The following is a 20,566-nucleotide window of genomic DNA, read 5'->3' as shown; positions in this document are numbered from 1 at the left end:
GTGGGGTAGGGCGGACGCGAAGGCGTATTCTTCAAATATGCGCCGCGCGCGGCCGCCCTACCCCACGGCCAGCCGACCAAAGAAGAATTTGGCAAGGAGAAAGGAAATGGCGGCGGGAGTCTGGGACGGCATCGACAAGGAACGCGTGGGCCGTGGGCTGGTGACGGCTTTTATGAGCGACGAGTATCTGGAGGTTTTGGCCGAAATCAACAACGCCGAGACCGAAGGCGAGGTCCTGGCCGCCCGGGACAAGGTCAAGGATCTCATGGTGCTGTGGCGCGAGGAAGTGCCCGAATACGCCTTTGCCGTGGACGCGCTTTATCTTTTTTCCGAACAGATGCTGGAAATGCTTAAGGATATGGAAAAAGAGGATTCCCCTGCGGTTGACAGCCAGGCCTAGCGCCTTTATGTTGGAAAAACCCAAAGGGGAGTAGCTGTTTCGGGCAGGGTCAACATCACTGCGGCGTTCGCGCCGCCTGGCCCTGTCGTCGGTCCCTCGGTGCCGATCGGCGAGACCTTTGGCATGCATGCGCGTGCCAAGGTCTTTTTTTTCCGGCCGCGCCAACCCGAGGAGACATCATGAGAGCGCTCGTTCCCCTGTATTTCGCCCTGATCGCCTGCCTGCCCGGTCTGGCCGCCTCGCTCGCCGGGGTGCACCTGTCGCCCCAGACCACGGCCCTTGTGGCCGGCGCGGCCATCCTCGGCGCATCCTTCCTGCTTTTGTGGGCCTGCGACGTGGCCCAGCACGACATCCCCCAGGCCCTGGCCCTGGCGGTCGTGGCCCTGATCGCCGTTTTGCCGGAATACGCCGTGGACATGTATTTCACCTGGATGGCCGGGCAGCATCCGGACTCCGATTACGCCCACTTCGCCATCGCCAACATGACCGGGGCCAACCGGCTGCTTATCGGCGTGGCCTGGACGGCCGTGGCCGGCATCGTCTGGTGGCGCACGAGAAAGCCCGTGGTGCTGGAATCCGAACGCCGCCTGGAGGTGGTGTTTCTGGGGCTGGCCACGGCCTACGCCATCACCATTCCCCTGTCCGGCAGCCTGACCTGGGTCGATGGCGCGGTCCTGGTCGGGCTCTATGTCGCCTACATCGCCCTGGCCGGCCGCCGCGAGGCCGAGGAGCCCGATCTCGAGGGCGTGGCCGCCCGTATCGCGCGGCTTCCGGCCGTCAAGCGGCGGTGGGTCACGGCGTTGCTTTTTCTCTTCGCCGCCGGGGTCATCGTGGCCAATGCCGAACGTTTCAGCGAGGGGCTGGTGGCCACGGGGCGCATCCTCGGCGTCAGCGAATTTCTGCTGGTGCAGTGGCTGGCCCCCATCGCCTCGGAAGCGCCGGAATTCATCGTGGCCATCATGTTCGCCCTGCGCGGCCGGGCCGGACTGGCGCTCGGAAGCCTCGTCTCCTCCAAGCTCAACCAGTGGACCCTGCTTGTGGGCATGATTCCGGGCGTCTACGGCGTGTCGTCGGGATCGTTCGCCACGCCCATCCCCCTCGACGGGTTGCAATTGCACGAAATCCTGCTGACCGCCGCCCAGTCGCTCCTGGCTGTCGGCCTGCTGGCCGGGCTGCGCCTGGATGTGCGGGGGGCGCTTTTGCTCTTCGGCCTTTTCATCGGCCAGTTTCTGGCCCCGGCCGTGCCGAACGCGGTCTGGGCGCTGCTGCCCGGCCATCTGACCGGCGGGCAGGTGCATTATCTCTTCACGTTTTTGTATCTTGGCACATTTGTCGTGCTTTTGCCGCGCATTGGACCGCAACTGTTGGTCCTGGTCCGGCCGGGGCATCGCGGGACCTCTTGACGCGGCCCAAGGCCGGCCCTATGTACCGCCCCTCGCCCCGGAGATAGCCCCGGGGCGGGCACTTCTCAAACGAGGTCAGCCGTCATGCAGCATGGCTTTGAACTGCCTCTCGCCCTGGATCTTTTCGCCGTTTTCCTCATGGCCGCAACCGGGGCCATCGAGGCTATCCGTCGTCGCTTCGACCTGGTCGGCCTGCTCGGCCTGTCCCTGGCCACGGGCCTTGGCGGGGCGCTTATCCGCGACGGCATTTTTCTGCAATCCGGCGCTCCGGCCGTCATCAGCAACCAGGCCTATCTCTTCGCCGTGGCCGCCGCAGCCGTGGCCTGTCTCATTTTCGGCCGCCGGGCCGTGCTGTCCGAGCGGCTGGTGGCCGTGGTCGACGCCGCGGCCCTTGGGGCCTACGCCGTGGTCGGCATGGACAAGTCCCTGGCCTTCGGCCTGGCCTTTGCCCCGGCCGTGCTGGTCGGCACCATCAACGCCTGCGGCGGGGGACTCCTGCGCGACATCCTGACCCGCAAGGAGCCGCTGGTCTTCAGGCCCGGCCAGTTTTACGCCCTGGCCGCCCTGATCGGCTGCCTGACCTATCCGTTTTTGCTGCGCAGCCTTGGCCTGCCGCCGCTTTTCGCCGCGCTTTGCACCATCACCGTCACCTTCAGCCTGCGCATGCTGGCCATCACCTGCGACTGGCGCACCGCCCCGGTGCGTTCGACCGGGCTTTTCCCCCGCCGCCGGCGTCAGGCCCGCAACCCGGCTTGACGCCGGGCTCGGAAAGCGGGTCTATAACGGCAGTATCCCGAACCGCCGGCCGCGCCGGTAGGAGGAATTTGCCGTGACGCAACCTATCACCACGCTTTTTTGCGATGTCGGCGGCGTGATGCTCACCAACGGCTGGGACCGGGCGGCCAGAAAGCTCGCCTGCCGGACCTTCGACCTGGATTGCGACGAGGTCGACGAGCGCCACCACCTGACCTTCGACGCCTACGAGGAAGGCAAGCTCACCCTGGACGAGTACCTCGACCGCACCGTCTTTTACGCGCCCCGGACGTTTACCCGGGCGGCCTTCAAGGACTTCATGTTCAGCCGCTCCGAGCCCCTGCCCGACATGATCGACTGCTTGCGCGGGCTCAAGGCCAGGCACGGGATCAAGATCGTCACGGTCAACAACGAAGGCCGGGAATTGAACGAACATCGCATTCGGACCTTCGGCCTCGGCTGTTTTATCGACGCCTTCGTGTCCTCGTGCTTCGTGCATTTCCGCAAGCCCGACGCGGACATCTTCCGCATTGCCCTGGACATCGCCCAGACCGCGCCCGAGGAGGCGGTCTATATCGACGACCGGGCGCTTTTCGTGGAAGTGGCCGGGACGCTCGGCATCCGGGGCGTGGTGCACAAAAACGCCGCCCAGACCACCCGTGCGCTTGAGGCCATGGGGTCTTTTGCCGCCTATTGCCCGGTCGGCCAGGAGCTGGGCTAGGAAAAGAGTGTGCGAGAGGGGGGAAACTTTTTTTTAAAAAAAGTTTCCCCCCGGTTCGTCTTTTCGCTTCCTAAAACAAACTCAGTCCCATCTCGCCGTTTTGGGCGCACTCCGCGGCGTGGGCTTTCAGGAAGGCTTCTTCCCAGCGGAACACGTGGTCCACCACATTGCCGAGGATTTTGGGCAGGATGTCCGGGAAGCGTTCGGCGGTTTTGAGGAATTTTTCCCGGGACAGCACCAGGCATTGGGTGTCGGTCGCGGCCCGCACCGTGTAGAGCGCCTTGACCGAGCCCAAAAGGCCCAGGCCGCCGAAGAAGAAGCCCTTGCCGCGTTTGGAAAAGGAGACCTCGCAATCCTCGGTTTGCCGGGTCGTTTCCACCTCGCCGCACAGGAGGAAGAAGCAGCGGTCCAGCGCTTCGCCCTGTTCGCACAGGGCGTCGCCCGCGCCGAATTCCTCCCGGCCGGAAAGGTAGGCCAGCACCTTGACGACATCGAGGGGAACGCCGTTGAAAACGGGCAGTTCCCGCAGGATGTCCAGGCAGTCGTTGAAGCCGCAGCCCTTAACCCCTTCCAGATGCTCCGTGGACGAGTTCATACAGCATCCCCTTTTTTCCCATAAGCGCCGCATACGAGCCGGTTTCGACGATGCGTCCGGCCTTCATGACGGCCACTTTGTCGAAATTCTTGATGGTATCCAGCCGGTGCACCACGGAGATGACCGTGGAATTCCCTTTCCATTTGGTTTCGAGCAGGTTCTGGATGCGGGTCTGGGAGGCGTTGTCCAGCGCGGAGGTGGCCTCGTCCAGGATGAGCATGGGCGGTTCCTTGAGAAACGCCCGGGCCAGGGCCACCTTCTGGCGCTGCCCGCCCGAGAGGCGGTCGCCCATGGAACCGACCTGGAAATCCAGCCCGATTTCCAGGACGCGTTCCAGCATGTCCTCTTCGATGAGCAGGCTGACGATGGTCTTCTGGATCTGGTCCAGGATTTTGGGACTGGTGGTTTTGATGCGGCCGAAAAGGATATTGTCCATGACCGTCATGGAATAGAGGTAGTGTTCGCGCCTGAAGAACGTCACCGCGCCGGGCAGGTCGGTTTCGATGCGCTCGGCGAACATGGCCCGGCCGGAAAGGAGCAGGCCTTCCAGGATCGGGGACAGGCCGACGATGGAGTGGACGCCCGGGGTGAAGCGCAACGCCAGGGTCAAAAGCAGGCGTTCGTCCCCGGGGGGCAGCTTGTGCAGCCGCAGGCGGGCCATGCGGCCGGTCAGGTCGCGATAGGTGTCGAATTCGTCGGCCGTGATCGGGGTCTGCTCGAAGAAGGTGGCGTCCGGGGAGGGCACGTCTTTCAAGATGTCCACCGTCTTGGTGGCCAGTTCCGCGCCGGTTTGCACGAGCAGCATCTTGAGTCCCGCATCGTGCAGGAAACTCACGAAAAACGGGTTGGTGGTCAGCCTGTCCGGCTCCAGATCGTCGCGGGCCGGGGTGCCGAAGATCAGGTTTTCGGCCACGGAACTGTAGTACAGGTAGCGGGTGGGGTCGAAAAATTCCACCGAATCGGCCAGGGATTCGCCGTGCCCGGCGTGGTAGGCCTCGCGCACCCGGACCACCTTTTTGACCAGGTGCTCCTTCTTGCCTTCCTTGAAGACCGAATTGAGCGCGAAGCGCAGCACGTCGGCGAAAAGTCCCACCTGCTGCACCACGGCGATGATCTCGTCCAGGCTGGGCAGCCCGGCTTCGCCCGTGACGCCGTGGGCCTCGCGCCGGGCGTTTATGGCGTAGAGCAGGTTGTCCTTGATGGAGCCTTCGAAAATGAACGGGTGCTGGGAGACGATGCCCATGTTGTCGGCGATGTCGGACTTGGGCATCGCGTCGATGTCCAGGCCCGAGAGCTGGGCCGTGCCGGCGCTGTACTTGAGAATCTGGCAAAGGCACAGGGCCAGGGTGGACTTGCCCGAGCCGGAGAAGCCGACCAGGGCCACCTGTTCGCCGGGTTTCACGTCCAGGGACACGCCCTTTAAAAGCTGGATGCCGCCCGGGACCTCGAAGACCAGATCCTTGGCCATGATGGCCCCGTCCAGGGGAAGCGGCTCGCGGGGCTCCTCGGGCTCGGGGAGAAATTCCGGGTCGCCCTCGAAATATTCCATGATCCGGCCGTAGCTGACCGAGGCGTCCTGCCAGGTCTGGTAGAAGTCCATGAGCTCCTTCCAGGGATCGTAGAGCTTTTCGTTGGCCGAGAGGAAGGCCACCAGGGCGCCGAGGTCGAAGCGGCCGTTTATGGCCAGGTAGCCGCCGACGAGGAAGAGCACGAACGGCCCGAGATTCTGAAAGAAGTTGTTGGAGACCTTGATGGAGAACTTGTAGAGGTTCCACGTCACGCGGATGCGGCACAGCTTTTCGGCCCAGCCCCCGAAGCGGGCGCTTTCCAGCTTGAAGCTGGCGTTGGCGTGGATTTCGTGGATGCCGGAGATGGTTTCGCTTATGAGCGTGGACAGTTTGCGGCCGGTGTCCACGCGCTGTTTGTTGGCGGCATTGGCCCGGCGTTGCAGGGCCGGGATGACCAGGATGGCGATGGGGTAAAGGGCCATGCTGATGATGGCCATAAGCGGGTTCAAGTAGAAAAGGTAGCCGGCGAAGGCGAGCAGGGTCAGCAGGTTGGTCACGGGCACGGCGATGGCCTGGCCCACGAACTCGCCGGTGTTGGCCACTTCGGAGATGAGCGAGGAAACGACCATGCCCGGCGAGGCCTTGCGGAAAAAGGACATGGGCAGGGTCAGGATGTGGGCGTAGAGCTTTTTGCGCAGATCGAGCAGGGACTGCTGGCCGATATAGGTTTGCAGGGCGTTGATGGCGTACTTGAGCCCCGAGGCGGCCACCACGCAGGCGAGATAGTAGCCGCAGTACATGAGCAGCAAATCCAGGCGCTTGAGGCCGATAGCCTGGTTGATGATCTTCTTTTGCATTTCGAGGGGCAGCACACGCACGGCCACGGTGACCATGATGATGGCGAGCAGCACGGACTGGAGCTTGAGATTGCTGGTCCAGACCCAGGAGGTAAGCGAGCGTTTGTAGAGGACTTCCGGGATTTCGGGACGAAGCTTCATGGGGCGATCCGCCTTTTGTGGCTGCAGTGTCGCGGGCGCGCCGGGATCACGGCGCGCGTCAGTTTTGGGAGCGTCCGGACCGGGCCGTGATCAGAGACAAAGCCAATCCGGCCAGTTCGCCGAACTGCGGCTTGGCGATCTGGCCATCGGCGCCGACGGAAGCGCCCTTGTGGCGCAGTTCCTCGGTGATAAGCGAAGAGAAAAGCACCACCGGCGTCGTGCGAAGTACCGGGTCTTCCTTGATGTTTCGGGTGAGCGTATACCCGTCCATGCGCGGCATTTCGATGTCGGAAATAACGATGTCGAAGCGTTTGCCGTCCTGCCCGCGCAAGAGGCCAAGGGCCTGCTGGCCGTCGCCGGCCGGCACCACCTCGAAATTGGCCGCTTCCAGCCGGTCCTTGATCATGTGGCGCATCATGCCCGAGTCTTCCACCACCAGGGCCCGCAGCCGTTTTTCGGATGGGGCGGGCATGTCCGCGTCGCCGCCCAGGCTGTCGTCGAGTTCGAGGATGATTTTTTCCAGGTCGAGCAGCTGGATGAAGCGATTTTCCAGGCGGGTGAGCCCGGTGATGCAGTTGGCGGCAAGCTTGGCCAGGGCGGGGTGGGGCGGTTCCACGTCACGCCAGTGGACCCGGTGGATGTGGGTGACGCCCGAGGCCAGAAACCCGGTGGTGCGCTCGTTGAAGCGCGTGACCAGGATGATTTCGTTTTTGCGGGGCACGCGCGGGATGTCCAGCCAGACGGCCAGATCGAGCACGGGCAAGGCCGTCTCCCGCAGGGCGATGGTGCCCATGAAGCAGGGATGGGGTGCGCCGGGCAGGGGGGAAAGTCCCGGACTTTCGATGACCTCCAGCACCTTGGCCACGTTGATGCCGAACGACGACAGCCCGCGCGCGGACCCTTCGTCGATGAAAAACTCGATGATCTCGAGCTCATTGGTTCCGGCTTCGAGCAGAATGTCGGCTTGGGCCATGGGCTCTCCCGGGGTGGGACGTTTCCGTCAGGCGGCGAAAGGTGGTCAGGGGACAATCAGCCATGGATAGCCCAGGCATGGCGTTGTGTAAATCGTGCCGGGCCCGGGCCTGCCTGAAAATCAGGGGTGGTTGACAGCGCCGTACGGGTTCTTATAGCCAAAAGAAGAGTAAAAGCCCAGGCGACCCGCCGCATTGTCTCGTGGAAAGGTTTGCAGGGGGGCTGTCTTTGAGGGCGTGCCCGGGGGGACCGGGACGAAACAACAAGGAGGGCGTCATGAAACGCCAGGCGGCTGCGATCCTTTTGTTGGCCTTGTGCCTGCTGCCCGCGTCGGCCATGGCCACGTCGTTCACCTGGGATTTTCCGGGGACTTCCGGTTCCTATTCCTCGGACGGCTCGACCAGCGCCACCACGTCCGGCACGCTGAGCGCGGACACGACCACGGTCAGCTGGGACCTCACCTTCGGCACCGGCGGGGCCCTCTCGGGTTCGGGCTCGGCCCTCGTCAGCGGCCAGACCTATTCCGGCACCTTTAACTTCAGCGATCTTTTCAGCCTGCTCTTCTTCTAGCAGTTGCGGCCGGCCTCCGGTTCCGGTTGACCGGAACACCATGTCCCGCCCGCGGTGTCGGGGCGGGGGGGCCGGCTGCGCCACGGCGCATGCTCGAACGCAAACTCGATATTTTCGTCCACGACCACAACGGCGTGCGGCGGCTTTTCACCTACCGGCGCTGGATGTTCCTCGCGTCCATGGCCACTGTGGCGGTATTGGCGGTCGGGGTGCTCGTGTTGTGGCGGTACCAGACGGACTATGCCGATCTGGCGGGCAGGCGCCGGGCGGCCCTGGGCCGGCTGGCCGACCAGAAGGCCCAGGCCTTGCGGTTGCGGGAGCGGGTGCGCCGGCTGGGCGAGGAGGCGGCGCGGATACGCTCGTTTGACGCCAAGCTCGGCGTCATGGTCGACGCCCCGGGTGGGCCCGGCGTGGGCGCGCCGGACACGCCCGGCCGGTTGCCGGGCACGGCCCTTGGCGACGACCTGGGGCGGCGGCTGTTCGATTTTCTGGCGGCGCTCGGCAACCGCATGGCCGTGGAGGAGGCGTTGCAGCAGGATCTGGCTCGCCTGCTTACCGAGCGCAAACTGGAATTTCTGGCCAAGCCGTCGCTGTGGCCGGCCAGGGGCTTTATCACCTCGGGATTCGGCTCCCGGCCTTCGCCCTTTGGTCGGGGCGGGGATTTCCACAACGGGGTGGACATCAAGGTGCCCATGGGCAGCCCCGTCTACGCCGCCGGGGCCGGCCGGGTCACCGACGCCGATTACATGCACGGTTACGGCCTGCGCATCGTCATCAGCCATGACTTCGGCCTGGAGACGGTCTACGCCCACATGCAAAAAGCCGAGGTCAAACCCGGCCAGTTGGTCAAACGTGGCCAGCGCATCGGGCTTTCCGGCAATTCCGGCCGCACCACCGGGGCGCATCTGCACTACGAGGTGCGCGTCGACGGCACGCCGGTCAATCCGCGCCGCTACCTGCTCGACTGAGCACGCGACAGGCTGTGTCCCCCAGCGCCTGCCGCACCTCGCGCCATTTCGCCTCGAGTTCCGCCCAGGCCGTCTCCGCGTCGCGTGCGGCGGCGACCGACATATCCGGGGCGGCAAACAGGCCGTCGAGCTTGGTCCGCGCGCCGCACAGCTGGCCCACGGCGGCCAGGGTGCTGGCCTGTCCCGGCCCGGCATGCTGGTGATGGGCCACGGCCAGGTCGCCGGCGTATACGGCCCGGCGGCCGGCCAGAAACCCATGCAGGTCGCGGGCCAGATCATCGAACTGGCTGGGGGAAAAGCGGATGTCGAAGGGCGCGCCGCCGCCAAGGGCCGAGCCCCGAAGCAGATGGCAACACCCGGACACGGACGGGCAGGGACGCCGCGCGGCGTTAAGCCCGAAGTCCGGGCCCGGGCCGTAATTGACCAGGGGCCGCACCGTGTTGGCGGCATCCGGCGGCAAAAGCCGCACGTCGGCCGCCTGGACGGCCGCTGCCGCCCGGGGCGCGGCGGCGACCACACGCGCCCCGGCCACGTCGGCCTGCGGATCGTCGCGAAGCGCCCCGACCAGATTTTCCAGCCAGCCGGCGGGCAGGCTCACGTCGTCGTCCAGGTAGGCGACGCGATCCTCCGGCTCCAGGCGGGCCGTGGCGGCCAGCCAGTTGCGGGCCGCTGGCGCGCCGATGTTGACCGGCAGGCGGATGGCGGCGAAGCGGCCGGGAGGAAATCGCCCCGCCGCCGCCCGGCAGACGGCCTCGGTGTCGTCCGTGCCGCCATTGTCCAGCACCACCACGCGAGCCGGTCCGAGCCTGCTCATGGCAAGGCTGGCAAGCGTTCGCGCGAGCAGGCCGGCCCGGTTCCAGGTGTAGAGAAAGACGAACGCCCGGCCGGGCATGGCGTCGAGATCGGCCGGGGCCGGGGGAAAAAGCAGGGTATGCAGGCGCAGGGTCAGCCCGGGATGCCAGTTTTCGGCCCGCCACAGGTCGGCCAGCACGGTCGTCGCGTCATCGGTCCGGCCGATTTCGGCCAGACCGTGGGCCAGGGCCAGGGCGTAAAAGCGGGGGAAAAGCTCCCGGTCGCAGGCGGAAAGGGCGGCCAGCCCCGCCTGCGGGCCGTCCCAGGCAAAGGCGGCCTCCACGGCCAGCCGCGCGCCGACCGGGGCCAGGACCGGATCGGCGGCCAGGGCGTCGGCCACGCGCCGGGCCAGCTTGGGCAGGCCCCGGGCCAGGGCGAAATCGAAGGCCTTGCCGCGCCAGAAAAGGCCATGGACCGCGTCGTCCATGCCCCGCGCCAGAAAGGCGGCTCCGGCTTCGGTATCCGTCCCGTCGCGAAGCCGTGGCCAGTCCCGCGCTTCCCGGGTCCCTTGGGGGGGGCGTATCGCCTTGGCCAGGGCGGCGCACAAGGCCCGAGGCCGCGCCCCTGCGCCGATGCGACGGGCGGGGGGGAGCGCGCTGGCGGCAAAAGCGGCGTCCAGCGGGGAGCGCTCGAAATTCCAGGCGGCCAGGGCGTCGGCCAGGCCGGCCAGCCTTGGCGTATCCTTGGCGGCGACGACCAGACCGGCGGTCAGGTGGCGGGCCAGCCACGGCCCCTCCAGTCCGAAGGCCCACAGCGGCAGCGCCTGGCGCAGGACGCCGGGCGGCGGATACGGAAAAAGGGCGGGGCGCTGGGGCATGAACGTTTCCTTGGCATTTTGTCGGCCAGAGCTTCACGATTTGACGAAAAACGTGTTAGAGGGCATGTAACGCAATCCTGGAAGCAAGGACAATGCATCCCGTCCCGGAGTTTCGGGCGATACGCGGAGAAAAATGCCGATGCTGCACCATATGAAATCGTTTGCCGTGGCCGCCATGGCGGTTTGCGGCCTGCTTGGCGTTTTTGTCGTTTCCGGCTGCGGCAAATATGAGAACCTGGAGCGCAATGCGCAGTATGTTTCCGACGACCTTGCCCGTGAAAACGCGCAGGTGGCCTACGAGAACGTGGTGAAAGCCCACGAGCGTTGGGTGTCCGCCGGAGGCGGCAAGGCCGCGGACGACCATGCCTACGCCACGTACAAGGACGTTTACGAACAGTATGCCGTTTTGTATAATGAACTGTTGGACCGCAAGGGAGACGGCTTCTCCGGGCATCTGCACACGGTGGCCGACGAATTGCCACCGCCGCCGCCGGGCATGCCGGCGAAAGCGCCCAAGCCCCGGACGCCTTCGCCAAAGCCGGTTTCCAGCGCGCCCGTGAGCCATGAACTGGGCGATGCGTCCGCTGCCGCTCCGGCGGCGGGCATCCCCATGACCCCGGCGGTTCCGGCGGCGAAGCCAAAACCGGCAGCCGCGACCGACAATCCCTTTGTGCCGGTTTCCGGCCAGAGGCAGACTTCCGCCAGGACGACGGCCAAGGCGCCAGCGTCGGGCGCGGACAGCTACGTTATCGCCTCGGGCGACACCCTGCGCAAGATTGCCAAGCAGTTCGGCATCACCGAAAAAAACCTCATGGATGCCAACGGCATCACCGATCCCGACAAGCTCGCCGCCGGTAAGTCCCTCACTATTCCAAAGCATTAGAAGAGTGGAACCGGGGGGAAACCTTTCTTGCAGAAAGGTTCTCCCCCCGGACCCCCTTTCCAAAGACTTTTAACGATAACAGCCTGTTACCGTTAAAAGTTTTGGGGAGGGGAGAGCGCGAGAGGGGGACACTTTTTCCAAAAAGGGTCCCCCTCTCGCACAGCTTTGTCTCTTACCCAAAAATTCCCTGCATAGCCGCGATGAGGTCCGTGAGGCGTTTGTCGTAGGTGTGTTCGGCCAGCACTCGTTTGCGGGCGGCCGTGGCGATGCGCGCGCGCTCGGCGGGGTGGGCCAGGTAGTGGCGCAGGAGGGGACCGATTTCGCCCGGGTCGGCGTAGGTTACGGCCTCGCGGCCGATGTCGAAGAGCCGGGCCAGCTGTTCCCGGGCGTCGGAAAGGACGAACGCCCCGGTGGCGGGTGCGTCGAACACCCGCTGGTTGACCGCGCCCTTCATCTGCAAACTCGTGCAGTTGAGATTGACCGCGCTGCGCGGGTAAAACCCGGGCAGGTCGGCGTAGTAGTCCAGGGGGCCGACGGACCGCCATGTTTTGCCCTGGCCGGGCAGAACCGTCTCCCAGTCGGCATCGCCGGCGATACGCGGCGAAAAAGGCAGGATTTCCCGTACGCAGGCATGGCGGTAGCGCTTCGTCGCCTCCCAGGTCAGCGCCAGTTCGGCATGAAGGCGCGCCTCGGCCGTGGGCAGCGCGTGGTAGGCGGGGGCACAAGCCGGGTCGGCGGCGAGAAAGCGTCCGGCGCTTTTTTCCGGGCTGGCCGCGAACGCCACCGCCGCTTGCGGCAGGGCGCTGCGCAGGGCGGGAAAGGGGACGAGCCGGGCGAGCGCCTTGCGGGCCTGTTCCACCATGGACGCGCCGACAAAGGAGACCTCCGCTCGCCAGGGGTGGGGTGCGGCGGGATCGGCGGCCAGGGGGGAAAACAGGTGCGGGTCGGTGCCCAGGGGCAGCCAGGCCGTGTGGGCAAAGCCCGCCGCGGCGAGTTCCGGCAGGGCGTCGGCGTCGTAGGAAAAGACCATGGTCGCGTCCGTGGCCAGGGCGGCGTAGTCGTGGACAATGAGCCTCGGGCTGTCCACGAACCAGGAGGCCAGGGGCAGGCCGATGTCGGCCAGAAGCCCGGCCAGGCATCCTTCCCGGTCGAGGCCCAGGTGGTTGACGGTGAGCGCCATGTCCGGGCGGAAATCGGCGATGGCGGCCAGGATTGCGGCCACGGTCCCTTCCTCGCCGGTGTCGCCGGTTCCGGTGGCCACGCGCCGCCAGGGAACGGCGAGGCGCGTCAGTGCCGCCTCGATCTCGCGGTAGAGGAAATAGGGGCGCGAGAGGAGGAGCACCCGGGGAGGCCCTCCGGCGAAGCGCGGGCCGCGAAGGCGCGCGCGCAGGGCGTCGTAGCCGCGCAGGGCGGTTGTGGCCGCGCCGTACCAGCCCGGGTCCAGGCGGGGGTAGGCCGGGTGGGCGATGACGGCCAGGGCGGAAAATCCGGCCTGCCGGGCCGCGTCCGTGACCGTGGCCGCCGCCCGGCGCGGGTCCGCGTCGTCCAGGAAGACGACGGAGGGCGTTGCGGCCAGCGCCCCGCGCACGCCGGTTGCGGCATCGATGGCCGCTTCCTTGTCCAAAACGAAGATCGGCCCGGCATGGTTTGCGGCCACGGCCGCGATGCCGGCGCCGAGCCCCGCGCCGACGAAGACCGGCAGCCCGCCGGAGGCCAGACCGGCCAGCGCGCGGGCGCGCTCGGCCGCGGCTCCGCCCCGGCCGGCCAGATGGCGCACCTTGCCCGAAACGGTCAGGCGCACGTCGGCAAGCGACCCATCCGGACCGGTGACGGCCGTGGCGATGTAGGCTGGTGCGGGCGGGCTGTCCATGGGGCGCGCCTCAGCGGACTTGCAGGATGCGGGTGACGGCCTTGCCGGGGATGCTGACAATGCCCTGGAGCACCCGGTAGACCATCTCGCCGAGCATCTTGCTGCGGTCGATGGTGAGCTTGGGGTTGTCGAGGGGGCCGATGATGGTGGCCGGCACCTGGCCGCCGCTGGCCAGGGTGGCCGCGAGGCTCAAATTGATGCTTTCGTCGCGCAGATCCACGTTGCCCTTGCCGGAGACGCGCATGCGTGGGCTTTCGATGAGAAAATCGTCGCTATGGGCCACGCCGCCCCTGGCCTGCCAGGACGAGGAAAAGACGTCGAAGGGGATGTTCTCGGCCGTGGGTCTCGCGCCGGACTTGGTGGCCGGCTCGCGCACCTTGAGGGTGCCCCGGGTGATTTGCAGGCTGGCGTTGCCGGCCAGATTGTCGCGCAGTTCCATTTCGTTGGCCCCGCTGGTGCGGGCGGCCAGAATGAAGGTCCCGCTGCCGGAGCCGAGCGTGTCTCCCTCGGCCCAATCCCACAGAAACCGCGCGATCTCGATGCTCTCGAGCTTGAGTTCGACCAGGGTCTTGAGCGCCGTGTCCCTGGCGTCGCCCCGGATGTCGGCGGCGAACCGGCCGCCGTAAAAGTGCGGACAGTCCTGGTGATAGGTGAAGCGCCCGCCCTTGGCGTCGGCGGTGATGGCGGTGGGCCCGAAGACCACGTTGCCCTTTTTGAACCAGCCGAGTCGGATTTTGGCTTCCAGGGCCAGACTTCGCAGCACATCGAGCTCGAGCGGCTTGCGCAGTTCGGACAGCGGTGGCGGGCCCGAGACCGCGTGGTGGGGAAAATAGGCGTCCCAGTCCAGCCGGTTCACGGTCAGGTCCCATTTGCCGCGCCGGGGATTGTAGTCGGGCACCGTGCCGCTGCCGGCGAGGGTCACGTCGTCCACGGTGACCGAAAGACGTTTGACGTCGAGGCCGCGGCCGGAAGCCGTGCCGGATGCCGCGAACGTTCCCTTGCCCAGGCGATCGGCCGGCAGATCGGCCGGCAGGGCCACGCCCCAGTCGGCCAGGGCCTTGCGCGGGGAGAGGGATCCTGTGTCCACGGAAAAATTGGTGGGGGCGCTTTCGCCGCCCTTGCGCCAGACCTTGACCGTGACCGGCACGCCGCCGGCGGTAAGATGCATCTCGCCGGTGGTGAAACCGCCGGAGGCGTCGGGCGTTATCGGCCCGGCCAGGGCGAGCTTGACCGCCTTGCCGGAACCGCCGGGTTTGGCCAGTGCCGAGGCTTCGATCCTGACCGGGGCGGGGAGGCGCACCTTGCCCGCCCCCTCCACGAGCAGCGGACCGGCGGCGGTCAGCTTGACGTCGGTCAGGCCGAAGCCGGCAAGCTGGCTGACGGCCAAGGAGGCGTCGCAGCCAAACGTGTTGTCCGGGCCGGCCCCCGCGTCGCGCCCGGTCAGGGTCAGCAGGGCCTTGGGCACGGTGAGGGTCTGTCGGCTGCTTCCCTGGCCCAGGGCCAGATGGGCGGCGTCGGTTTCGAGAGTGGCCGAGATCCCGGTCAGCTTCCCTTTGGCATTTTTTTGCGCCGCGAACCCGGCCTTGGCCGTGAGGGTTCCGGACAGGGAAAAGCCGTTCGGCGAGACGCCGGGCAGGCGGGCCGCGTTGATCCCGGCCACGACCAGGGAGGCGTCGATTTTCCCGGCCGGCGTGGTTTCGACCTTGCCCGAAAGCTTGCCGCCGAAAAGCTCCCCGCCCGTCAGCACGCCGGTCATTCTGCCGCCGGCCACCGTCAGGCCCAAGACCACGTTTTTGGCCGCGATGCCCCGCGCCGACACGCGTCCCAGTCGCAGTTTGCCTTCGGCCTGCATGGCGTCCGCCGTGTCGCCTTTGGCGACGGAGGCGCCGGAAAGGGCGGCAAAGCGGTCCAGGTCCAGGTCCTCGGCGGCGAGGTCGAAGCCGAGGTTGCCCGCCGCGTCCGTGTCGTAGGTGATCTGGCCGGTGAGCCCCGTGCTGTCGATGGTGGCCGAAATCCCGGTCAGGGCCGCCTTGGCCACGGCCCGGCCGATGCCCGGGGTGACGGTGACGGTCCCTTTGGCATTTAACGGCGCGGAAAAGGGGACGAGCCCGGCCAACCCCACAACCGCCGCCGCCTGGGCCGGGTCCGGGGTCTGGAGCGCGATGTTGCCGCGCGCCCCCTCGGCATGGAGGCGTCCCAGCAGCCGCAGCCGGCTTGGCAGGGCGGCCGGCTTGCCCGCCTCCGGGGTCGGCGTCACGGCGGCCCGGGCGTCGAGGCCCAGGCTCCCCGGCGTTTCGGGGGACGCGCCGTCCGGCCCGGCGTCGATGCGCACGTCAAGGGCGGCCATGCCGCCGGGAAGGACGATGGAGACGGGGTACAGGCGCAGCAATCCCCCGCCGCCGGTCAGCGTGGCATGGGCGTCGGTCATGGGGAGTCCCGCCAGACGGCAATGGCGCAGGTCGATCCTGGCGTCGAGAACGCCCTTGGCCGGCCAGTAGCCGGGCCAGGGCGCGGGCCAGGACCAGGAGGCCGTGCCCGCCGGCCGGGGCAGGGCGTCGAAATCCACGTCCGTGGCGGCCAGGGTGGCGTCAAGGCGCGGGCCCTGGTCGAAGGTCAGGCCGGCCTTGGCCGTGATGCGCCCCTGGCCCGGCAGCGACAGGGTCGCCTCCCGAAGGGCGATGCCCGAGGCGTCGGCCGTGGCGTCGAGGGCCAGGGACAGCCTGCCCGGGACGTGCTCTTCCGCGGCGGAGAATCTGGCCTGGCTGTCGCCGGCGGGTTTCGGCGCGGCGGCATCCGGGGCGGGCGCGGCCACAAGGCTGCCCGGCGGTTCGCCCGGGGTGAGTCCCAGAAGCTCGCGCCATTTCCCCTGGGAGTCCAGGGACAACTCGAGGCGCGTGGTCAGTCTGGCGTCGCCGGGCAGGTCGGAGAGCGTGGCCGTTCCGGTCAGGCGCGCCTCGGGCAGCCGGGCGTCCAGGTCGGTCACGGTGAGCGTCTTGGTCCCGGGGGCGTAGGCGGCGGTCAGCCGGGAGGCCACGCGCAGCGGCGTCGCCCCGCCGGGAACCACGGGATGGTCCACGGTCAGGATGGTTTCCACCAGGGTCTTGCCCAGTTCCAGGCTGCCGGTCGCGGCGTCGAGCCCGGCCTTGCCCGAGGCGTGGCATTCGAGCTGGCCGCCGGCCATGAAGCCCCTGGCCAGGAAGGAGATCGAGAAATCGAACGGCTGGCTTCGGCCCGTTTTGAGATTGGCCTTGGTCACGGACAGCGTGCGGCCCGTGACGGCGTCGTCATAGGTGACGGTGGCGTTTTCAAGCCGCACGTCGCGGGGTTCGGGGGCCACTTCCCAGCCCGGGGCATCGGTGGCGGCGGTCTGGCGCGGCGCGGTCAGGTCGTCCCAGTTGGCGCGGCCCGAGGTGTTGCGCCGCAGGGTCAGGGTCAGGTCGCGCACCCGCACCGAACCCGGCGACACCACCCGGCGTAAAAGCGGCAGCATCCGGATGGTCAGTTCCACGCGCCGGGCCGTGAGCATGGGCGCATCGCCGAATCCCGGGGCGTCGGCCACGGTCACCGGTCCCATGGACAGGCCGAACCAGGGCACGAACAGGATGGAGACGTCGCCGGTGATGGTCACCCGCCGGCCAAGCGCATCGGAAAGGGTCTGCTCGGTGATGGTCTTGAGCCGCGCCGCGCCGATAAGCTCCCGCGCCACGGGCGGCAGGACGAACACGGCCAGGGTGGCGCTTATGGCCGTCAAGGCGATCAGCCGTTGCAGCCGTCGCAGGCGCATGGCGCGTTTTCGGGAGGGATCGGGCGTGGATGCGGGCATGGACGTTTGGCGTGGCGCGGGGAAACCCTAAAGGCTGACGCTGAAGCCCGTGCGTCCCGGAAGGCCGCGCTGGGCCTCCACGATGCAGGTGCGCCCGGCCTTGGTCAGCAGCAGATAGGCGGCCTGCTTGCCGACATCGTCCACCTGGACGCTCCAGCCCCGGGCAGTCAGGTCTTTTTTATAATACGCGGTGATGGCGGCCGGCGGTTCCCCTGTTTCGAAAGTCACCACCGTGGCCTTGGGAAAGCGGAAAATTTTTTTGAACGCCGCGCCCGGGAAAATGCCGGCCTTGCCGTCGAGCACGGCCCGGTAATCCTCCTGGGCCGAGGCCGGGCGGCACACGGCGCAAAAGGCGAGCAAAAGGACGAAGACAAGCGCGGCATGACGCGGCGACACGGTGGTCCTCCTTGCGGACGCACCCGTTGTGCAACGATAGCCGGGCGAAGTCAAAGGCGACCGGGCAAAGCGGGGTTGCCGTTTTCGGAAATCCATGCTTTTTTCCAAAAAAACGTTTTCGGAGCGCGCATGCGAAAATTGATGCCGGCAACCCTGCTTCTTCTGGCCGTTACCCTGGCCGCGTCCGCAGGCTGCACCAGGGCCACGGGCGGCGGCGAGGCCAGGTACCTCACCCTCTTCTCCAATGTCTGGCAGCGGTGCCACACGCTGGGCCTGTACCAGGTCAAGGTCGAGGCCGTGACCACGCGGCCCGACGGCGTCAAACGCGTGGTCGTCGCCTACGTGTTCGACAACGGCATGGTGCCGGACCAGGGCCGGGCGGCCATGCTGGTCTCGCCGAACGGCCAGCTGGCCAGCGACTGCGTGCTCGACCTCGAGGCCGACATCTGCCTGTGCGGCGCGCAGAAGGATTGGCACGACGGTCCATAGAAGAGGCGAAGAGCCGGGGGGAAACTTTTCTGAAGAAAAGTTTCCCCCCAGGCCCCCCTTCAAAAGACTTTTACAATAATAAATAGGGGATGTTGCCGATGTGGTATCCCCAAAGCCAAAAACTTTAGGAAGGGGAGAGCGCGAGAGGGGAGAACCCTTTTTAAAGGGTTTCCCCTCTCGCATCTCCTATCCCCTCCCTGGCAACCAGCCAAAGGCAGATCCATGTCCAAAGTTTATCTCCTTGGGGCCGGTCCCGGCGATCCGGGGCTTATCACCGTGCGCGCCAGGGACATTCTCTCTCGCGCCGACGTCGTGGTCTATGATTACCTGGCCAACAAGGCCTTTCTCGATTTTTGCCGTCCGGATGCGACGATCTACTATGTGGGCAAGAAGGGCGGCGATCACACCCTGCCCCAGGACAAGATCAACGACCTGCTCGTGGAGATGGCCAAGGCCGGCAAGATGGTGGCGCGTTTGAAGGGTGGCGACCCGTTCGTGTTCGGGCGTGGCGGCGAGGAGGCCGAGGAGCTGGTGGCCGCCGGCTGTCCCTTCGAGGTCGTACCCGGCGTGACCTCGGCCGTGGCCGCGCCGGCCTATGCCGGCATCCCCATCACCCACCGCTCGTTTTGCTCGTCGGTGTCGTTTATCACCGGCCACGAGGACCCGACCAAGGCCGAAAGCTCGCTCAACTGGGAGGCTTTCGCCCGTTCCGGCTCCACGCTGGTTTTTTTCATGGGCGTCAAAAACCTGCCCCATATCACCGAAAACCTCATGAAGGCCGGCATGCCCGGCGACACCCCGGCGGCACTGGTGCGCTGGGGCACCACCTGCCACCACAAGAGCCTTGTGGCCACCCTCGCCACCATGGCCGAAGAGGCCGCCAAAAAGGGCTTCGCCCCGCCGTCCCTGTTCGTGGTCGGCGGCGTGGTGTCCCTGCATGACACCCTCGGCTGGTATGAGAAGCGTCCGCTTCTGGGCCAGGGCGTGGTGGTGACGCGCAGCCGCGAACAGGCCAGCGACCTGACGCGGCTGCTCACCGACGAAGGGGCCTGCTGCTACGAGTTTCCGGCCATCGAGATCGCGCCCCTGGAAGACGCCGATCCCGTGCGTCAGGCCATCGGCCGGCTCTACGATTACGACTGGGTGATTTTCACCTCGGTCAACGGCGTCAAATGTTTTTTCGCCGAAATCGACACCCTGTCCCTCGACGCCCGGGTCTTTGCCGGCATCCGCGTGGCCGCCATCGGCCCGGCCACGGCCCAGGCGCTTGCCGCGCGCGGCCTTCGGCCCGATTTCGTGCCCGATCGTTTCGTGGCCGAATCCGTGGTCGCGGGGCTGCTCGACCAGGGCGTGGCCGGAACCCGGGTGCTTATCCCCCGCGCCCGTGAAGCCCGCGAGGTGCTGCCGGAAAAGCTGGCCGAGGCCGGAGCCTACGTCGACGTCCTGGCCGTCTACGATACCAAGCCCGTGGACCAGGACCCGGCCGAGATCGTCGAGGCCATGCGCTCCGGCGCGATCCGCTACGTCACCTTCACCAGCTCCTCCACGGTGAAGAACTTCTTCGCCAAGGTGCCGCCCGAGGTCGTCAGGGAAGCCTCCGGCGTGAAGCTTGCCTGCATCGGGCCCATCACGGCCAAGACCCTGGGCGAGTTCGGGTTCACGCCGGACATCGTGGCCGAGGCCTACACCGTGCCGGCCCTGGCCAAGGCCGTCATCGACGACGCCGTGGCCGCAGCCGGCAGCGCGTCATGAGCCTGCCCCTGGCCGTGCTCGTTTCCGGTTCGGGCTCGAACCTGCAAGCGATCATCGACCGAATCGAGGCGGGCCGCATCGACGCCCGCCTCACAGCGGTCCTCTCGGACAAGGCCGACGCCCACGGCCTTGTCCGGGCCGCGAAGCACGGCATCCCGACCCGCGTCCTGTCCCCTGGCGGGTATCCCGACCGGGCCGCCTTCGACGCGGCTTTGCTGGCCGCCGTGCGGGAATCGGGCGCGCAGGCCGTTGTCCTGGCCGGGTTCATGCGTCTCCTCGGCAAGGACTTCATCGCCGCCTACCGCGACCGCATCCTCAATATCCACCCGGCCCTGCTGCCGAGCTTTCCGGGCCTTCGCGCCCACGGGCAGGCCGTCGACTACGGCGTGGCCATCTCCGGGGCCACGGTGCATTTCGTGGACGAGAAGATGGACAACGGCCCCATCGTCATCCAGGCCGCCGTGCCGGCCCTGCCGGACGACGACGCGAAAAGCCTCGGCGCGCGCATCCTGACCCTGGAGCACCGCATCTACCCCCAGGCCGTGGCCTGGCTGGCCGCCGGACGCCTCGCCATCGATGGCCGCCGGACGCGTCTGGCCCCGTCCGATGCGCCGCTTGCCGCCATGCCCAGTCCCTGCCTGGTCAATCCTCCCTTGGAGGAAGGATTTTAGGGGGAGGATGCCTCCGGCGGCCAGGGGGAAACTTTTTGAAAAAAGTTTCCCCCTGGACCCCCTTCAAAAACTTTCAAAAATAGTTTTATCGGGTTGTCCTGATTGTCAATTTGATGGGGGGACCG

At 66.9% G+C, this 20,566-nt stretch carries 17 protein-coding genes; 10 read left to right on the top strand and 7 right to left on the bottom strand.

Annotated elements, in window-relative coordinates; genetic code table 11:
* The first annotated feature begins 106 nt into the window (after nt 1-106).
* From ACMZ6R_RS16510 to ACMZ6R_RS16495, 4 genes are all read left to right on the top strand, one after another.
* The gene (locus ACMZ6R_RS16510; RefSeq protein ID WP_416113459.1) at nt 107-400 is read left to right on the top strand and encodes a hypothetical protein; all 294 of its coding nucleotides are present in this window, start codon (nt 107-109) and stop codon (nt 398-400) included.
* 179 nt (nt 401-579) lie between these two features.
* A complete protein-coding gene (locus ACMZ6R_RS16505; protein WP_416113457.1) occupies nt 580-1,803 on the top strand; it encodes a sodium:calcium antiporter in 1,224 nt (407 codons plus the stop codon).
* A gap of 84 nt (nt 1,804-1,887) precedes the next feature.
* Nucleotides 1,888-2,559 (top strand): trimeric intracellular cation channel family protein, encoded by a 672-nt coding sequence (locus tag ACMZ6R_RS16500; RefSeq protein WP_416113455.1) that lies wholly within the window; start codon nt 1,888-1,890, stop codon nt 2,557-2,559.
* A gap of 73 nt (nt 2,560-2,632) precedes the next feature.
* Complete coding sequence (locus ACMZ6R_RS16495; RefSeq protein WP_416113453.1) at nt 2,633-3,277, top strand: HAD family hydrolase; 645 nt, start codon at nt 2,633-2,635, stop codon at nt 3,275-3,277.
* A gap of 70 nt (nt 3,278-3,347) precedes the next feature.
* Here ACMZ6R_RS16495 and ACMZ6R_RS16490 read toward each other — a convergent pair whose 3' ends face one another.
* The 3 genes from ACMZ6R_RS16490 to ACMZ6R_RS16480 are packed head-to-tail and all read right to left on the bottom strand — an operon-like array spanning nt 3,348 to nt 7,351.
* Nucleotides 3,348-3,872, bottom strand: coding sequence for a cyclic nucleotide-binding domain-containing protein (locus ACMZ6R_RS16490; RefSeq protein ID WP_416113451.1), 525 nt, complete (start codon nt 3,870-3,872; stop codon nt 3,348-3,350).
* Nucleotides 3,838-6,378: an ABC transporter transmembrane domain-containing protein gene (locus ACMZ6R_RS16485; protein WP_416113449.1), complete on the bottom strand. Its 2,541-nt coding sequence runs from the start codon at nt 6,376-6,378 to the stop codon at nt 3,838-3,840. The genes ACMZ6R_RS16490 and ACMZ6R_RS16485 overlap by 35 nt, the downstream gene beginning before the upstream one ends.
* 58 nt (nt 6,379-6,436) lie before the next feature.
* Complete coding sequence (locus tag ACMZ6R_RS16480) at nt 6,437-7,351, bottom strand: chemotaxis protein CheV (RefSeq protein ID WP_416113447.1); 915 nt, start codon at nt 7,349-7,351, stop codon at nt 6,437-6,439.
* Between the two features lie 275 nt (nt 7,352-7,626).
* On the opposite strand from ACMZ6R_RS16480, the gene ACMZ6R_RS16475 reads away from it, so the two are divergent.
* Nucleotides 7,627-7,920 carry a hypothetical protein gene (locus tag ACMZ6R_RS16475; RefSeq protein ID WP_416113445.1) on the top strand — a complete coding sequence of 98 codons (294 nt, stop codon included), beginning with the start codon at nt 7,627-7,629 and terminating at the stop codon, nt 7,918-7,920.
* Between the two features lie 89 nt (nt 7,921-8,009).
* Nucleotides 8,010-8,888 (top strand): M23 family metallopeptidase, encoded by an 879-nt coding sequence (locus tag ACMZ6R_RS16470; protein WP_416113443.1) that lies wholly within the window; start codon nt 8,010-8,012, stop codon nt 8,886-8,888.
* On the opposite strand, the gene ACMZ6R_RS16465 is transcribed toward ACMZ6R_RS16470, so the two are convergent.
* Nucleotides 8,860-10,557 (bottom strand): glycosyltransferase family 2 protein, encoded by a 1,698-nt coding sequence (locus ACMZ6R_RS16465; RefSeq protein ID WP_416113441.1) that lies wholly within the window; start codon nt 10,555-10,557, stop codon nt 8,860-8,862. The two genes, ACMZ6R_RS16470 and ACMZ6R_RS16465, sit on opposite strands and share 29 nt — an antisense overlap.
* Before the next feature lie 139 nt (nt 10,558-10,696).
* Here ACMZ6R_RS16465 and ACMZ6R_RS16460 point away from each other — a divergent pair, with 139 nt between their 5' ends.
* Nucleotides 10,697-11,440: a LysM peptidoglycan-binding domain-containing protein gene (locus tag ACMZ6R_RS16460; protein WP_416113439.1), complete on the top strand. Its 744-nt coding sequence runs from the start codon at nt 10,697-10,699 to the stop codon at nt 11,438-11,440.
* A 172-nt stretch (nt 11,441-11,612) separates the two neighbouring features.
* On the opposite strand, the gene ACMZ6R_RS16455 is transcribed toward ACMZ6R_RS16460, so the two are convergent.
* From ACMZ6R_RS16455 to ACMZ6R_RS16445, 3 genes are read right to left on the bottom strand one after another with little or no spacing between them, the layout of a single operon-like run.
* Nucleotides 11,613-13,310, bottom strand: coding sequence for a CgeB family protein (locus ACMZ6R_RS16455; protein WP_416113437.1), 1,698 nt, complete (start codon nt 13,308-13,310; stop codon nt 11,613-11,615).
* Nucleotides 13,311-13,320: 10 nt separating this feature from the next.
* On the bottom strand, nt 13,321-17,133 hold the full coding sequence (locus tag ACMZ6R_RS16450) for an AsmA family protein (protein ID WP_416113435.1): 3,813 nt from the start codon (nt 17,131-17,133) through the stop codon (nt 13,321-13,323).
* 27 nt (nt 17,134-17,160) lie between these two features.
* The gene (locus ACMZ6R_RS16445; RefSeq protein WP_416113433.1) at nt 17,161-17,529 is read right to left on the bottom strand and encodes a hypothetical protein; all 369 of its coding nucleotides are present in this window, start codon (nt 17,527-17,529) and stop codon (nt 17,161-17,163) included.
* 129 nt (nt 17,530-17,658) lie between these two features.
* On the opposite strand from ACMZ6R_RS16445, the gene ACMZ6R_RS16440 reads away from it, so the two are divergent.
* The 3 genes from ACMZ6R_RS16440 to purN all read left to right on the top strand — a co-directional run bounded on the left by ACMZ6R_RS16440 (nt 17,659) and on the right by purN (nt 20,441).
* A complete protein-coding gene (locus tag ACMZ6R_RS16440) occupies nt 17,659-18,018 on the top strand; it encodes a hypothetical protein (RefSeq protein ID WP_416113431.1) in 360 nt (119 codons plus the stop codon).
* Nucleotides 18,019-18,240: 222 nt separating this feature from the next.
* Entirely contained in the window at nt 18,241-19,770 is a 1,530-nt protein-coding gene (cobA, locus tag ACMZ6R_RS16435; RefSeq protein ID WP_416113429.1) for a uroporphyrinogen-III C-methyltransferase, read from the top strand.
* The gene (gene purN / locus ACMZ6R_RS16430) at nt 19,767-20,441 is read left to right on the top strand and encodes a phosphoribosylglycinamide formyltransferase (protein WP_416113427.1); all 675 of its coding nucleotides are present in this window, start codon (nt 19,767-19,769) and stop codon (nt 20,439-20,441) included. Before cobA ends, purN begins: the two co-directional genes overlap by 4 nt.
* Nucleotides 20,442-20,566 lie beyond the last annotated feature (125 nt).

The sequence above is a fragment of the Solidesulfovibrio sp. C21 genome (assembly GCF_047785625.1).
GTDB lineage: Bacteria > Desulfobacterota > Desulfovibrionia > Desulfovibrionales > Desulfovibrionaceae > Solidesulfovibrio.
The sequence above is the reverse complement of the archived record's forward strand: the minus strand, read 5'-3'. Positions and strand labels throughout refer to the sequence as shown.

Excerpts from the sequence above, each read along its gene's own strand:
- ACMZ6R_RS16470 (WP_416113443.1), top strand. The coding sequence starts at position 8,010 with ATGCTCGAACGCAAACTCGATATTTTCGTCCACGACCACAACGGCGTG.
- ACMZ6R_RS16500 (WP_416113455.1), top strand. The coding sequence starts at position 1,888 with ATGCAGCATGGCTTTGAACTGCCTCTCGCCCTGGATCTTTTCGCCGTT.
- cobA (WP_416113429.1), top strand. The coding sequence starts at position 18,241 with ATGTCCAAAGTTTATCTCCTTGGGGCCGGTCCCGGCGATCCGGGGCTT.
- ACMZ6R_RS16480 (WP_416113447.1), bottom strand. The coding sequence starts at position 7,351 with ATGGCCCAAGCCGACATTCTGCTCGAAGCCGGAACCAATGAGCTCGAG.
- ACMZ6R_RS16510 (WP_416113459.1), top strand. The coding sequence starts at position 107 with ATGGCGGCGGGAGTCTGGGACGGCATCGACAAGGAACGCGTGGGCCGT.
- ACMZ6R_RS16485 (WP_416113449.1), bottom strand. The coding sequence starts at position 6,378 with ATGAAGCTTCGTCCCGAAATCCCGGAAGTCCTCTACAAACGCTCGCTT.
- ACMZ6R_RS16490 (WP_416113451.1), bottom strand. The coding sequence starts at position 3,872 with ATGAACTCGTCCACGGAGCATCTGGAAGGGGTTAAGGGCTGCGGCTTC.
- ACMZ6R_RS16455 (WP_416113437.1), bottom strand. The coding sequence starts at position 13,310 with ATGGACAGCCCGCCCGCACCAGCCTACATCGCCACGGCCGTCACCGGT.
- ACMZ6R_RS16465 (WP_416113441.1), bottom strand. The coding sequence starts at position 10,557 with ATGCCCCAGCGCCCCGCCCTTTTTCCGTATCCGCCGCCCGGCGTCCTG.
- ACMZ6R_RS16450 (WP_416113435.1), bottom strand. The coding sequence starts at position 17,133 with ATGCCCGCATCCACGCCCGATCCCTCCCGAAAACGCGCCATGCGCCTG.
- ACMZ6R_RS16460 (WP_416113439.1), top strand. The coding sequence starts at position 10,697 with ATGCTGCACCATATGAAATCGTTTGCCGTGGCCGCCATGGCGGTTTGC.
- ACMZ6R_RS16505 (WP_416113457.1), top strand. The coding sequence starts at position 580 with ATGAGAGCGCTCGTTCCCCTGTATTTCGCCCTGATCGCCTGCCTGCCC.
- ACMZ6R_RS16440 (WP_416113431.1), top strand. The coding sequence starts at position 17,659 with ATGCGAAAATTGATGCCGGCAACCCTGCTTCTTCTGGCCGTTACCCTG.
- purN (WP_416113427.1), top strand. The coding sequence starts at position 19,767 with ATGAGCCTGCCCCTGGCCGTGCTCGTTTCCGGTTCGGGCTCGAACCTG.
- ACMZ6R_RS16475 (WP_416113445.1), top strand. The coding sequence starts at position 7,627 with ATGAAACGCCAGGCGGCTGCGATCCTTTTGTTGGCCTTGTGCCTGCTG.